Consider the following 13,311-nt stretch of genomic DNA (forward strand, 5'->3'; position numbering starts at 1 on the left):
AGGGCGTCTCAGGAGTTTTTAGCAATGCGAGCGAGTACGGCAAGGCGTAGCCGATCTGGCAAACGACGAATCAAGCGCAGCACACGGGTAAAACGCTTGGGAAAATGAATTTCGTAGTCACCCCGTTCAAGCCCTTGAATGATTTCAGCTGCAGCAGCCTCTGGCGTCATTAAGGCGGGCATTTCAAAATCGTTTTGCGCTGTTAAAGGGGTGGCCACAAAGCCTGGGTTGATGATGCAGACATCCAAGCCCTTAGGCTTAACGTCTAGATATAGGGACTCGGCAAAATTGATTAGCGCAGCCTTGGTTGGGCCATAAACCAACGATTTAGGTAAGCCCATATACCCAGCCACACTGGCAACCAAGGCAATTCCGCCCTGGCCCTTCGCTAAAAAGTCAGGCAATACCGTGGCTACACCTCGCAAGGTGCCTGTTAGATTCACATCAATGAGTTTAGCGGCGCGATCGCGATCTAGTTCCCAGGCTCGGACAGGGGTGTAGTCAGCGGCGCAAAACACGACCCAGTCAACACCTTGCCACGTGGCCTTAAGCGTTGCCCATGCGCGATCCCAGTCTGCGTTTTCCGTCATATTGAGCGGAAGGGCGAGCACATGCTGTGGGCTTGCTGAAGCTAGTGCTTGTAATGGCTCTGCACGTCGGGCGCTAACGGCTACACGAGCACCTAACGTGACGAGTGATTGCACTAAAGCCAAGCCAATACCCGAACTCGCACCGACCACCCAGATACGCTGTGATGACCAATCGCTGATCGGCGTGTTTAAACTCATGGCGTTACCTTTCGGAAAAATAGGGTGATGTCGGCTAAGTGAATGCCGAATTTGCTCATTTCGGCACGATTGACCAAGGTTTCAGCATCATGCAAATACATCCAATCGTTGAAGGCCACCTCGTAGGTTGTGCCATCAACCGGTAGCCTCAAGGTATAGCGCCATTGCAGGGCATTACCCTGTGTGACCCCCTCCGCGACACCGACAACATCATCCGCGCGGCCTTCATAGCGCCCACCACCTAAATCCTTTAAACGCCAGATGCGCTGTTCTTTCTTGCCGTCTGAATAAATAAAGTCTTCGGTTAAGACACCTTCTTGCCCTTGCCAAACACCCACCAAAGACACCTTGAAGCGCTTAATGACCTTACCTGAGCGATCTTGCACCTGTCCCCAAGCCTCAACTTGGCCATTAAAGTAGTCCCGCAGTGACAGCGCCGGTGTTTCGTTTGCGTAGTCTGCGATTTTGGCTGTGCTACAAGCACTGGCCACAATCGCCATGAAGACAACAATCAGACTGAGACGAAAGAACTTGATCATGATTTAGCCCTTGCGCTGTAAAACCACTTGGCGAACACCGGTGCGATCGGAGTCAAATCCTGCTTCGCAATAGGTGTAATAAAAGCGCCAAATTTTTAGGAAGGCCTCATCAAAGCCTTGCGCCCGAATAGCCGGCAATTGAGTTTCAAAATCAGCGCGCCAGCGTCTGAGTGTCTCGGCGTAATCGCGACCAAACTCGAACTCGTCCACTATTTCTAAATGGGCTGAAAGGGCTTGCTGCGCCAAAATTTCAGGTGAAAGCAGCATGCCACCGGGGAAAATGAATTGTTGGATAAAGTCTGTATTCACTCGGTAAGCTTGGAAACGCTCGTTAGCAATGGTGATGGCCTGGATGCCGGCACGACCATTGGGCTTTAATACCTCATAAATTTTGCCAAAGTAGGAGGGCCAGTAGCTTTCGCCTACTGCCTCAATCATCTCAATAGATACCACGGCATCAAAACTACCGGTGACATCGCGGTAGTCCTGGAACCTAAATTCACACAGCGCCTCTGCGGCAGTGCCCTTAACGCGATTTTTAGCCCATACCAGCTGTTCTTTAGACAGCGAGATGCCCGTCACTTTAACACCGCGTGTTAGAGCGGCATGTTCGGCAAATCCGCCCCAGCCACAGCCAATTTCTAAGATGTGATCACCCACCGAGACATTGAGTTGATTTAGCAGGCGCTCATATTTCGCCGTCTGAGCCTCGGCAAGGGGCATGTTGGGAGTAGAAAAAATGGCCGATGAATACGTCATCGTTTGATCGAGCCATAACTTATAAAAGTCGTTGCCCAAATCGTAGTGCGCGTGGATATTCTTTTTGCTGCCTTTGCGGGTATTACGATTGGCAACGAAGTGCTTGAATTTATAGAAAATCTTTCCCCAGAAGCTGCCATAAAACGCCTGACTTAGCGCATCTTCATTAGCCATTGCCATGAGCAACAAAGCGGGAATGTCTGGTATGTCAATCAGATTATCGCGATAGGCTTCGGCTAGCCCAATATCGCCAGAGCGCAAAATCAGGCTGCAAGCCGACCAGTCATTTATGTCTAGAAACGCGTTATGACCGGGCAGCTTCCCGCCATAGACCTGATGTCCGCCACCGGGAAACGTCACCGTTAATGTGCCGATCGTTAGGCGCTCAAACAGCTTTAGCATGAGCTTGGCCATTGCCGGTGCGCGAGCGAGATCAATAGCGGTATTTTCAGACATGCTCATGAGGAAATCTCCAAAGTAGGGGGAGTGGGCTTGCGGTGAAAACTCACCCCTTGCCGCCAAAGTTTTAAGGCTTGCCAATGAATGCGGGCGACCACCACGACGGTGGCCCAGCCCAACTGGCCAAATAATTTCAATAAATGACGATCCGTCATGGCCATGGCATGACCAGAAACATGCGTCTTTAAGGACAACTGGCCGTCCTGCCAATAATCAATTTGCACGCGCCTAAAGTTCGCTTGCTGTGCAAATTGGAATTCGTAATGACCGTTCACGGGGTAGAACGGTGAAACATGGAAAACCTTTTCCCGAATCAGCACGGTTTCTGCATCAATGACACCTTTATCTTCTGCCGTCAGTAAGTAACAGTGGCGTTCGCCAAAGGTATTGTTGACCTCACACAACACAGCTCGCAGTTGCTTCTGCTGATCGTGGCAGTACCAGAAGCTGACCGGGTTAAAGACAAAGCCCAATATTCTGGGCAGCGCATGCAGGTATATATCGCCGTCGGCAAAGTCGATGTGATGGTCTTTTAAAATGCGGCGTATCCACGGCTCAGGATCTCCACCATCACCATGGTCAGCGTCGTAATAGCCAAATAAACGCCATTGGTTATAGCCAAACAACCGGCTGGCCAGTTCTTGGCGCCGATGAATCGGGAAATAAATAAACAGGCTTTCATAGGCAAATGCGTTGCTTATGCCACCTAAGCGGGCATGGCCAACCTTGCCTTTATAAAGCCAAGGCTTATTCATGCCGCAGCCTCGTTTGCCTGCTGCCAAGGGGCAAAGGCGCCCAATAAGTTGGCGACGGCCATGCCAGCCTTAAGGCCGTCCTCGTGAAAGCCGTAACCGGTCCAGGCACCGCAGAAATAGACACGATCTAAGCCTTGCACCGCAGGTAAAGCTTTTTGGGCTTCATAGGCCGCGGTATCCAACAAGGGATGAGCATATTCAATCACTTGAATTGTTTTATCGGCCTTCGGTGGCGTGGGCGGATTCAGCGTGACCATCACATCCTGAGCGAATGGCAGCGGTTGAAGGAGATTCAGCCAATACGAAACGGCCACAGGATATTGACCCTGTTGCTCGGCGCCGCTGTAGTAGTTCCATGCCGACCAAGCTGCGCGCCGTTTCGGCATCAAGTCCGAGTCGGTATGCAAATAAGCGGTGTTCGCTTGGTATCGAACCGCCGACAAGACGGCTTGTTCGGCAGGGTGAGCATCCTGCAAGATCGCCAGGGACTGATCGCTGTGCGTGGCTAAAATAACCCGATCAAATAGTTCCGTACCTTGGGCAGTGGTAACGGCGACCCCAGCTGCTTCACGCCTAACCGCACTCACGGGTGTGTTCAATCGAACATCACCAATCGCGGCGACCAAGCGCTTTACGTATTCCCGCGAGCCACCACGAATGGTTTTCCATTGCGGACGATCATTGACTTGCAGCAGGCCATGATTGAGGCAGAACTGAATAAAGGTTTCGGCAGGGAAGTCCGCCATTTCATCCATGGGACTAGACCAAATCGCGGCACCCATGGGCAAGAGGTACCAATCACGAAACTCTTGGCTGTAGCCTTCACGCTCGAGGAGCTGACCCAAGGTCAAACCCGAACCCCGCATTTCATCGAGTAATGCGTGAGAACGCTTATTAAAGTTCAAGATATCCCGAATCATTCGCCAAAAGCCGGGGCGAACTAAGTTGCGCTTTTGCACGAACAGGGTGCTTAGATTGGCGCCCGCCCATTCCAGATTCAGGTGAGGCAGCTTCACGCTAAACGACATATCACTGGCGGGGGTGTCCAGCTTGAGTAGTTTGAAGAGCGCGATGAGGTTAGGGTAGGTACGATCGTTATGAACCAAGAAACCGGTATCTACGGGAGCGTTCAGACCATCCAAGGAGACATCGACGGTATTGCTGTGACCACCGGCGTAGTTTCCCGCTTCATAAACGGTGACTTGATGTGACTTGGCTAACATCCAGGCTGCGCTAAGCCCTGCAATGCCCGAACCCACGACCGCAATTTTCATTCGTTGTATCCTTCTAAGCTTAAGCAATACCGCTTAATTTCTTTAACTGCTGTTGATCATCTCTGCAAGCTGTATGCATTTGTGCTGGACAAACGGCCAACAAGCTAAGCTTTGTCCGCTCGCTGTTCAGGTGAACACGCGTGATAGACTGGAAACGAATGGTTTTGTTACAGCGCATATCCAACTTTTTTTCAATTTCTAAGGAATTTTTCGCATGTCCGTTGCTCTTCAGCTTTCTGGCGTGACCAAAACCTATAAATCCGGCGTTTCTGCGCTCAAAGGCATTGATCTGACGGTGGCCGAAGGGGATTTCTTTGCACTGCTTGGTCCGAATGGTGCGGGCAAATCAACCTCCATTGGCATTGTTAGCTCGTTGGTGAAAAAAACAGCAGGTCAGGTACGCATTTTCGGACACGATCTGGATGTAGACACCGAGGTAGCAAAACGTCAGCTGGGTGTCGTCCCGCAGGAGTTCAACTTCGGTCAATTTGAAAAAGTCATCGATATTTTGGCTACGCAAGCCGGCTACTACGGTGTTCCGGTGAAGAAAGCCTATGACCAAGCAGAGAAGTATCTGCATTTGCTGGGTTTATGGGACAAGCATGCTCAACAAGCCCGCATGTTGTCTGGCGGCATGAAGCGTCGATTAATGATTGCCCGAGCCTTAGTGCATGAGCCGCGGCTGTTGATTCTGGATGAGCCCACGGCGGGTGTTGATATCGAGCTTCGGCGATCCATGTGGGACTTCTTGAGCAAGCTCAATCAAGAGGGCACAACCATTATTCTGACCACCCACTATTTAGAAGAAGCAGAGTCTCTGTGTCGCAACATTGCGATTTTAGATAAAGGCCAAGTGGTCGAAAACACGGACATGCGATCCCTGCTGGCCAAGCTGCAACAAGAAACCTTTGTGCTCGACTGTGTGGGTGAGCTCAGCACACTTCCCCAATTGCTTGGCTATAACGCACGCCTCAGTGCCCCTGGCTCGGTTGAAGTGGATATTCAGCGAGGGCAGTCGCTCAACGCCGTTTTCGCTGAGCTGAGCTTGGCCGGCATCAATGTCACGAGCATGCGTAACAAAAGCAATCGTTTGGAAGAGTTGTTTGTCCGTCTGGTTGAGAAGAATTTAGTGGGAGATGCAGTGTGAGTTTATTATCGACGGCGAATCAAATTGCGCTGCAAACGATTGTTCGTAAAGAGATTAGGCGCTTTACCCGGATTTGGGTGCAGACCTTACTCCCTCCGGCCATCACGATGACGCTGTACTTTGTGATTTTTGGCAATCTGGTTGGACGCAATATCGGCAGCATGGGCGGCTATAGCTACATGCAGTTCATTGTGCCCGGCCTGATCATGATGAGCGTCATCACTAACTCCTATGCCAATGTCGTCTCCAGTTTTTTTGGGGCTAAGTTTCAGCGAAGCATTGAAGAGCTGCTGGTCTCGCCCGTACCGCCGTCCATTATCCTGATCGGTTTTGTGCTGGGCGGCGTGGCGCGTGGCCTAGCCGTGGGTCTCATCGTTACCTTACTGTCGCTGTTTTTCAGCGACCTATCGCTGCATCACACCTTTGTCATGATCTACAGTGTGTTTATGACGGCCGTGCTGTTCTCTTTAGGCGGTTTTATTAACGCGGTGTATGCCAAAACCTTTGATGACGTATCGATTGTCCCTACCTTTATTCTGACGCCATTGACCTATCTTGGTGGGGTGTTCTACTCGATGACTCTGCTGTCTCCGTTCTGGCAGGGCGTGTCTTACCTGAATCCTATCGTCTATATGGTCAATGCCTTCCGTTACGGCGTGCTTGGCCACAGCGACGTGTCCATTGTGGCCTCATTGAGCTTTATTACCGTCTTAGTCGTGATTTTGTACGTCGTTGCCCTACGCTTATTGCAGCAAGGCACGGGTATGCGGGAGTAACGGCATGAACCTGCATGAAATGACCCAGCTCGGGCAGGTGACGGACTATCCCGATAGTTATGATGCCAATTTGCTACAGCCCATCCCACGAGAGCTGACCCGCGCCAGTTTGGGTTTAGATAATGACGCTTTGCCCTTTCATGGCGTGGATGTGTGGACACACTATGAGGTGTCTTGGTTGGACTTGAGTGGTAAGCCTGTGGTTGCCATCGGTGAAATTCGTGTGCCCGCAAGCTCAGCCAATCTCATTGAGTCAAAATCGCTAAAGCTTTACTTCAATGGCTTGAATTTCACCCCATTCGAGTCGGCAGACGCGTTTATTCGCCAAGTTGAGCACGACCTGTCTGTAACGGCCGAAGCACCCGTGCTACTTACGCTGCAGCCGGCACATGAAGCCCAATCCCTAGTGGATTTTCCTGGTCAATGCTTAGATGGCTTGGCGCTGCAAACCACGAGTTATTTGCCCGACCCCAGTTTGCTGAAAATCGAAGAAAACACCTGGGTGGATGAGGTTTGGCACTCGCATTTGCTGCGAACCAATTGCCCGGTCACGGACCAACCGGACTGGGGCAGTATGCTCATTCATTACCAGGGGCCTCGTATTCAGCCGGAGTCTCTGTTGGCGTACCTGGTGTCTTTTCGCCGACATTCAGATTTTCATGAGCAGTGTGTAGAGCGCATATTTGTGGACTTGCAGCAGTATGCGGGTGCTCAGGCGCTATCGGTGTATGCACGCTATACCCGACGCGGCGGGCTGGATATCAACCCATTTCGTTCCAACTTTGAACAGTTAACAACGCGCTGGCGTACGTCCCGGCAGTAGTTCTTGCCAAATGCGAAGGGCGTCGCCAAGATGCGTTACCTAAAACTAATAACGAACTCATTTCTACTTTAAGGAAAAATTATGAGCGCTTACTTCTTCTCATTTCCTCTCGATGCCAAGCTTCAACAGACCTTGGACGACCTGCTGACCAATCATGCCAAAGGCCAATATGCAGATGCTTCGGTTCCAGTGGCATTAGCAGTTGGCACCACCGATGGTGTGATTAAAGCCTTAGCACTCGATGTCATTGATATTTTGAAAACCAATGGCGAGGGAGCTGGCATCTTGGGCATGCTTGCGAATTTGTTGAAGAGCACCATGCACACGCTGATTAAGCAGATCATGGGCAAGGTCAGTCCTGCTGAGCAGGATAAGTTAGCAGCCTATTTGTCGCGCCGTCGGGTCATGGTGAATGGCGCCGCACGCTTCGGCTTTAGCATGCCAGATGCCGTGGGCAGCCGTTTTGAGGCCGTATTAAAGCGCATTGCAGCAGGTGACATGGCTAACAGTCGTGAAGACTTAACAACGGCTATGAATGAGTTCGTTAACCTCTCAACGGCGTGTTTCTATGACGAATTTACCGGCGCCTTAGAGTTAGGTTTTGTCAAACAAAAAATGGTTAACCTCGGTCGTAGCGCCATTCTCAAAGGCAGTCAAAGCGCCGTCGCCAAACTTTTTGTTAGCATGAGCGATGACGATTTAAAGCGTGTTTGCGCACATTACGACTCGATGTTCGTGAAGGCTTAAGGAGCGCATTTTGACCAAACTGTTTGCCTTCGCTGCCTCCACAGAATTGCAGCAAGATTTTCACGCGGTAATTACGGCCTATGCGGGCGGGCGTATTCCGACGGAACCGCAGGCACCTCGTGTTGTTCAGTTAGCTCAGCGTTATGCGGATGAAATTGTGGACGCGCTGATCCTGAATCTGCTCAACGGGGCGTCTGCGGACAGTGCCGCGCCAAAAGCGCTAGAAACCGTAGCCAGCCTGATTAAAAGCACGGTGCACTCCTTAATTAAGCAAGTGCTGAGTAAGCTCGATAATAAAGAGTTGCAGCCTGTTGCCGCCTATATCAATGAGCGTCGCACCTTATTGAATGATGGTGAAGGTGTGCGCGAGTTCATCAGTTTTGAGTTATCTGAAGCGGATTACGCTAACTTGCATTCCGTTTGGTCTGCGACTGCTCAAGGGCAAGTCAATAAGAAAGCACTGAATGACAGTATGCTCAGGTTTTCTGCCTTGGCAATTGCTGCCTTTTATGAAGACTCTGCAAAAGCTCTCAAGCTGGGCTTTATTGCACGTAATGTCTTTAGCGTAGGGCAAAGCGCGATTAATAAGGGCTCACAAATGGCCATTAACCGTTTAATCCCTGCGTTGCGGGAGCATGAAGCTAAGGATTTTGCGACGTACTTCTTGAGTATGTTGCGAGCAACCTAAAGCTTAACTCGAGCAACTAATCGTTAAGCAGCGTCCCCATGCCGGTGCAAGTCCGGCATAGGCGGACCACTCATCGCGAACCTGAAATGGCGACTGTACTACCGCTAAAAGAGTATTCAGGGGTTGGGCATCACCGGCTTCAGCCGCCTTAATGGCTATCTCAGCTAAATAGTTTCTCAAGACATACGCTGGCACAGACTGCTGAACACGCTGTTGCCGATCCACTTCTACAGACCGTTCACGATGAAGTCGCGCTTGATAGCGAAGCAGCCAATCCGTCGCTGACGCCTCTTGATTCGGCCAGTCCTGCTGTACGGCTTTTAATTGCTCTTCAACACGCGTCATGCCTAGCTGACGAGTTGTGCTGTGATAATCCTTATCACCTGCTCGCAACAGGTCTAACCACGCCTGCACCAGCGTTTTATCTTCCGCTTCGAGCGTTGTAAGCCCTAGGCGTTGGCGCATGCGCCCGTCGTAATGCTGTGTCAGCACGGGTTCGTATTGTTCGAGTGCGGTTCGCAAGTCTATGACCGACACGAGGGGGGTAAAGGCTTGCGCTAAGGCGTTAAGGTTCCAAAAGCCCACAGAAGGCTGCAAGTACCATGCATAGCGCCCGTTATGATCTGAGTGATTGCAAATCAGCGCTGGATCATAATTTTCCATGAAGGCGTAGGGGCCGAAATCTAAGGTCTGACCGCTGATAGAGAAGTTGTCGGTATTCATCACGCCATGTGCAAAACCAACGGCCTGCCAATCTGCCATCAACGTGGCAGTGCGTTTAACCACGGCGGCAAACAGCGCTGCATAGGGCTTTTCAGCGCCTAAGCACTCAGGGTAATGCCTTGCAATGACATGATCTGCTAAGGCCGCTAATTCAGTGTGCTGTTGGCTATGGCAGAGCCACTCAAAATGCCCAAAGCGAATATGCGAGTTAGCAACTCGTAACAGAGTGGCTCCCGTTTCGCGCCGCTCTCGTTGCACGGGCTCGTCAGAGCCAACCAAGGCCAACGCCCGAGTGGTTGGCACACCCAGTGCGTGCAAAGCCTCACCGGCCAGGTACTCTCGAATACTCGAGCGTAAAACAGCGCGTCCATCGCCCATACGGGAGAAGGGTGTGGGTCCGCTACCTTTTAGGTGTAAGTCTTGGCGGCATCCCAAGCTATCGATTATTTCGCCGAGTAGGAGCCCACGTCCATCGCCTAAGTCGGGATTCCAGCCGCCAAATTGATGGCCAGCGTATTTCATGGCAATAGGCTCAGCGCCAGGCCAAACGGAATGCCCAGAAAGACCCGATAGTGCTTCGGGTGATAGCAGCCAATCGGCGTCTATCGCCAGCGCATCTGCAAGCGGGTGATTAATGGAAAGTAGGCGGGGATTGCGAAGCGGGGTAGGCAGCTGCCGTCGCCATAAGACGTCCGGCAGCTGAATATAGCGATTACTAAACTGAATCACGCGACGCTAGGCACCTGAGCAGTGAGTAAACGCAAACGTTTGCGCTGCATCTTTAAACGATACTCAATTTCTTGGAAGCGGGTACGGAAGCTGGCTTCTTCCCATTTATGTAAAAGCTCCAGTTTCTTCTCAGCAAACCATGTTTCGCGGAGTTTGCTCCAGTCATTCAGTACCAGGTTAAAGTGCTCATACTCCTGCGCCAGCTTGGCTTTCCACGCCTCGAGCTGGGCATGACCAGCGGCCTGAAGCGACAGTTTCTCTTCAGCATATTTAAACTGCATTGTCAGTTTGGCTTTCTCAATCGCAAACTGCGGGCAACGCTTGAGGTTGCGCGTTAAGCCGACCCAAGACAGGGCGAAGATGAGCCACTTGGTAGGGTCAAACTGATACCAGTGAATGCCATTACGGTAGTCGTACTGAAAAATGTGATGGTAATTATGGTAGCCCTCACCGTAAGTCAGTAACGCCAGCACGGGGTTGTCGCGAGCGGTATTTTCATCGGTGTAAGGCCGTGTTCCCCACATATGCGCCAGCGAATTAATAAAGAAGGTCGTGTGATGGCTCCATACCAGACGCAGCAGACCGCCCAGTAACAGCACGCCCCAAACATCACCAACGGCATAGCCAATGAGCGCGGGGATACCGATGTTAGTCAGCAGCACTAGCTTCAAATAGTGGTTGTGCTGAAACATAACAATCTTGTCGTTTAACAGATCCGGGGCATTGCGGAAGTCATCGCGACCGGATTCGTATTGACGCAACATCCAGCCAATGTGGGAAAACCAGAAGCCACGCTTAGCGGAGTAGGGATCGTGATCAACATCATCAATATGGCGATGGTGAGTACGATGGCCAGAGGCCCATACCAAGATGCTGTTTTGAATCGCCATGGTGCCGAAGATCATGTAAATAATTCGGATCGTCCAGTGCGCTTCATAGGTACGGTGCGCCCAAAGGCGGTGATAGCCAGCGGTGATTGCCATGCCGTTAGCGCCGGCTAAAAGCAAAAAGCTCCACCAAGCGGCGCTGGAAAATTCGTGGTTTAAGGCATACCACGGCAGCAGAATCATTGCGATGAGGGGGGTACTGAGTAAAACAATCGCGCCTGGCCAGTTAATGGGAGGCTTTGCGGTTGAATCAGTCATAAAAGGTCTCGTTTGAGTGAATGAGTGTTCACGGAGTTGATTATAGCGGAACAAGTTGTCCTGCGTAAATTGACCGATGAGTGGTAATTCACAAAATGAGGGTATTCCACTCATGTGAAGCACACATGTCAGACTCAGAAACGACGCTTAATTTGGAAAGAGAGCGTGCTGAGCAGCATGGCTAATGCGGGCAAATGCAGGCCAATCACGGGTTTACCCGAGGTCAGCAAAGACACCGAGATGTCACGCTCAGGGTCGGCCCAGCAAAAAATGTTGGAAAAACCCAAATGCCCAAAAGCCCGGCCAGTCATAGGCCCATAGAGGCCCACGGGATTGCCACCCAACATCATGCCGTGGCTGTAACGTAGAGGCGCTAGCAGGGTGCCATCAAACTGTGGTTTGCCGGCCTCTAGGGTTGCGCGCTTCACGGTTACAGGATCAAAGATGCGCTGACCGTCGAGCTCGCCACCGCGTAACAACAGCTCAAAGAAGCGGCAGGCTTCATCTGCGGTGGCAAAAATATTCCCGGCAGGGCAGATCACATCCATAAATCGCGGATCGTTCGTGAGATTCACGACGGTATCTAAGTCGCCTCCCAGTGCGTTCTGTAAAAACCAATCGACAGCCAGCACTGGCTTCAAGCCCGTGGCATAGCCCACGGCTTCAGTTCCGCGATGTTCAGGTGCTAAGCCGTAGTTAAAGTGCTTCATGCCCAACGGCGTGGTGATTAATTGCTGCAGGTACTGACGAGCGTCCATGCCGCTAACGCGTTGGATAAGCTCGCCCAAAATATAGCCACCGGTGACGGCATGGTAGGCCGCTTTATGGCCGGATCGGGATTGAGGTTTAGCGTCGAACAAAACCTTAACGACGGCCGGGGTATCAAAGAGCAAGTCGGTTTCAAAATCGCCCTGGATGGTGGGTAAACCCGCACGGTGGGACAGAATATGCGCTGCCGTAATGTGCTGCTTACCATTCACGCCAAACTCGGGCAGGTAGTGAGCAACGGGGGCCAGTAGGTCGATCTGATGATCTTCGGCGAGTTTGTGTACCAACATTGCAGTCACGACTTTTGAGGCCGAGAACAGGCACATGGGTGTGTCTGGATGTGCCAGCTCTTTGGGCGTATCTGGCGAGTCCGCAGGGCCATTTCCACGACGATGCCCCAAGGATCGGTTCAGCACAACCTTGCCGCCTTTACGCAGGCAAAATGTGACCGCGGGAGAAATACCGGTGCGATATAGGTTCTCAACGGCGGTCCAAATGAGATCCCGTTGGTGGGCCGTTAAGCCCACATCCTGCGGGTCAACTTCTTGGCCCGGAATGACTTGAATCAAAGCGGATAAATCGTTGGGAACAGCAATGGTGTTGGTGGAGAAAAGTTTCACGCTATTACTCGCAAGGCAGAATCAGTGGGTGTCTGGGGTGTTTTTGGGTGAACTGACATTTGGGTTGTCTTGAAAGGCTTTAATAAATGGCATCAGTCGGCTGACCCAATTAGAGCCTGCGAACATGGCATCTATCTTTTTCACGGTAGGAGTGATTTGCGACAGCGTACGCACATCTTCGGACATACGAAAAACGACCAACAAAAACTCGGTCGTGGCCCGGCAAGCGGAGGCCCAGACTAAGGCAGCAACTGGAAAGGCTAAAACATAGATCAGCCCACGCTGGGTGCTGTGGGAAAAAGCATCTACCACGAGCTGAACAATGACGCCCAAACCCCCAATGACCAACACCACATAAAGTAGGGGTAGCAATTGAACCGTGAGGTATTGATTGAATTTTAAGTCAAACAGAATGCGCAAATAATCCATAAAAAGTTGCGCGATATTTCGACGTGGCGGCAGGCTACCAGGTTTTGGTTTCATAGAAATTTGTGGAACTCTGAGGTTAGTGCGAGGTGACGATGAGTCGCTGGTCTTCGGGGCTTGGCCAGAACTCGAAGGACGCGTTTCG

General features: G+C 51.5%; 14 protein-coding genes. 5 read left to right on the top strand and 9 right to left on the bottom strand.

Features of this window, described 5'->3' with window-relative positions; all coding sequences use genetic code 11:
- Positions 1–8: 8 nt before the first annotated feature.
- From A8710_RS07220 to A8710_RS07240, 5 genes are read right to left on the bottom strand one after another with little or no spacing between them, the layout of a single operon-like run.
- Positions 9–788, bottom strand: a complete 780-nt coding sequence (locus tag A8710_RS07220; protein ID WP_068859205.1) for an SDR family NAD(P)-dependent oxidoreductase — start codon at positions 786–788, stop codon at positions 9–11.
- The gene (locus tag A8710_RS07225; RefSeq protein WP_068859207.1) at positions 785–1,327 is read right to left on the bottom strand and encodes a DUF3833 domain-containing protein; all 543 of its coding nucleotides are present in this window, start codon (positions 1,325–1,327) and stop codon (positions 785–787) included. Before A8710_RS07225 ends, A8710_RS07220 begins: the two co-directional genes overlap by 4 nt.
- A 3-nt stretch (positions 1,328–1,330) precedes the next feature.
- Complete coding sequence (locus A8710_RS07230; protein WP_068859210.1) at positions 1,331–2,548, bottom strand: SAM-dependent methyltransferase; 1,218 nt, start codon at positions 2,546–2,548, stop codon at positions 1,331–1,333.
- Positions 2,545–3,300, bottom strand: a complete 756-nt coding sequence (locus tag A8710_RS07235; protein ID WP_068859213.1) for a DUF1365 domain-containing protein — start codon at positions 3,298–3,300, stop codon at positions 2,545–2,547. Before A8710_RS07235 ends, A8710_RS07230 begins: the two co-directional genes overlap by 4 nt.
- A complete protein-coding gene (locus tag A8710_RS07240; RefSeq protein WP_068859216.1) occupies positions 3,297–4,574 on the bottom strand; it encodes an NAD(P)/FAD-dependent oxidoreductase in 1,278 nt (425 codons plus the stop codon). The genes A8710_RS07235 and A8710_RS07240 overlap by 4 nt, the downstream gene beginning before the upstream one ends.
- 214 nt (positions 4,575–4,788) lie before the next feature.
- On the opposite strand from A8710_RS07240, the gene A8710_RS07245 reads away from it, so the two are divergent.
- From A8710_RS07245 to A8710_RS07265, 5 genes are all read left to right on the top strand, one after another.
- Positions 4,789–5,721, top strand: coding sequence for an ABC transporter ATP-binding protein (locus A8710_RS07245; RefSeq protein WP_068859219.1), 933 nt, complete (start codon positions 4,789–4,791; stop codon positions 5,719–5,721).
- Complete coding sequence (locus A8710_RS07250; protein ID WP_068859221.1) at positions 5,718–6,497, top strand: ABC transporter permease; 780 nt, start codon at positions 5,718–5,720, stop codon at positions 6,495–6,497. Before A8710_RS07245 ends, A8710_RS07250 begins: the two co-directional genes overlap by 4 nt.
- Positions 6,498–6,501: 4 nt before the next feature.
- The gene (gene queF / locus A8710_RS07255; protein WP_068859224.1) at positions 6,502–7,320 is read left to right on the top strand and encodes an NADPH-dependent 7-cyano-7-deazaguanine reductase QueF; all 819 of its coding nucleotides are present in this window, start codon (positions 6,502–6,504) and stop codon (positions 7,318–7,320) included.
- A gap of 81 nt (positions 7,321–7,401) precedes the next feature.
- Positions 7,402–8,067: a hypothetical protein gene (locus A8710_RS07260; RefSeq protein WP_068859227.1), complete on the top strand. Its 666-nt coding sequence runs from the start codon at positions 7,402–7,404 to the stop codon at positions 8,065–8,067.
- A 10-nt stretch (positions 8,068–8,077) separates the two neighbouring features.
- Positions 8,078–8,755: a hypothetical protein gene (locus A8710_RS07265; protein WP_068859230.1), complete on the top strand. Its 678-nt coding sequence runs from the start codon at positions 8,078–8,080 to the stop codon at positions 8,753–8,755.
- Between the two features lie 3 nt (positions 8,756–8,758).
- Here the strand turns inward: A8710_RS07265 and A8710_RS07270 are convergent, their stop codons facing one another.
- The 4 genes from A8710_RS07270 to A8710_RS07285 all read right to left on the bottom strand — a co-directional run bounded on the left by A8710_RS07270 (position 8,759) and on the right by A8710_RS07285 (position 13,223).
- Positions 8,759–10,207 carry a protein adenylyltransferase SelO gene (locus tag A8710_RS07270; RefSeq protein WP_068859232.1) on the bottom strand — a complete coding sequence of 483 codons (1,449 nt, stop codon included), beginning with the start codon at positions 10,205–10,207 and terminating at the stop codon, positions 8,759–8,761.
- Positions 10,204–11,352 carry an acyl-CoA desaturase gene (locus A8710_RS07275; protein WP_068859235.1) on the bottom strand — a complete coding sequence of 383 codons (1,149 nt, stop codon included), beginning with the start codon at positions 11,350–11,352 and terminating at the stop codon, positions 10,204–10,206. Before A8710_RS07275 ends, A8710_RS07270 begins: the two co-directional genes overlap by 4 nt.
- A 134-nt stretch (positions 11,353–11,486) precedes the next feature.
- Positions 11,487–12,740: a serine hydrolase domain-containing protein gene (locus A8710_RS07280; RefSeq protein WP_068859238.1), complete on the bottom strand. Its 1,254-nt coding sequence runs from the start codon at positions 12,738–12,740 to the stop codon at positions 11,487–11,489.
- Positions 12,741–12,761: 21 nt separating this feature from the next.
- Positions 12,762–13,223: a DUF4282 domain-containing protein gene (locus tag A8710_RS07285; RefSeq protein ID WP_157686340.1), complete on the bottom strand. Its 462-nt coding sequence runs from the start codon at positions 13,221–13,223 to the stop codon at positions 12,762–12,764.
- Between the last annotated feature and the right edge of the window lie 88 nt (positions 13,224–13,311).

The sequence above is a fragment of the Perlucidibaca aquatica genome (genome assembly GCF_001676655.1).
Lineage (GTDB): Bacteria > Pseudomonadota > Gammaproteobacteria > Pseudomonadales > Moraxellaceae > Perlucidibaca > Perlucidibaca aquatica.

Coding starts and splice junctions, on each gene's coding strand:
- A8710_RS07230 (WP_068859210.1), bottom strand. CDS start 2,548: ATGAGCATGTCTGAAAATACCGCTATTGATCTCGCTCGCGCACCGGCA.
- A8710_RS07240 (WP_068859216.1), bottom strand. CDS start 4,574: ATGAAAATTGCGGTCGTGGGTTCGGGCATTGCAGGGCTTAGCGCAGCC.
- A8710_RS07245 (WP_068859219.1), top strand. CDS start 4,789: ATGTCCGTTGCTCTTCAGCTTTCTGGCGTGACCAAAACCTATAAATCC.
- A8710_RS07285 (WP_157686340.1), bottom strand. CDS start 13,223: ATGAAACCAAAACCTGGTAGCCTGCCGCCACGTCGAAATATCGCGCAA.
- queF (WP_068859224.1), top strand. CDS start 6,502: ATGAACCTGCATGAAATGACCCAGCTCGGGCAGGTGACGGACTATCCC.
- A8710_RS07235 (WP_068859213.1), bottom strand. CDS start 3,300: ATGAATAAGCCTTGGCTTTATAAAGGCAAGGTTGGCCATGCCCGCTTA.
- A8710_RS07275 (WP_068859235.1), bottom strand. CDS start 11,352: ATGACTGATTCAACCGCAAAGCCTCCCATTAACTGGCCAGGCGCGATT.
- A8710_RS07225 (WP_068859207.1), bottom strand. CDS start 1,327: ATGATCAAGTTCTTTCGTCTCAGTCTGATTGTTGTCTTCATGGCGATT.
- A8710_RS07220 (WP_068859205.1), bottom strand. CDS start 788: ATGAGTTTAAACACGCCGATCAGCGATTGGTCATCACAGCGTATCTGG.
- A8710_RS07260 (WP_068859227.1), top strand. CDS start 7,402: ATGAGCGCTTACTTCTTCTCATTTCCTCTCGATGCCAAGCTTCAACAG.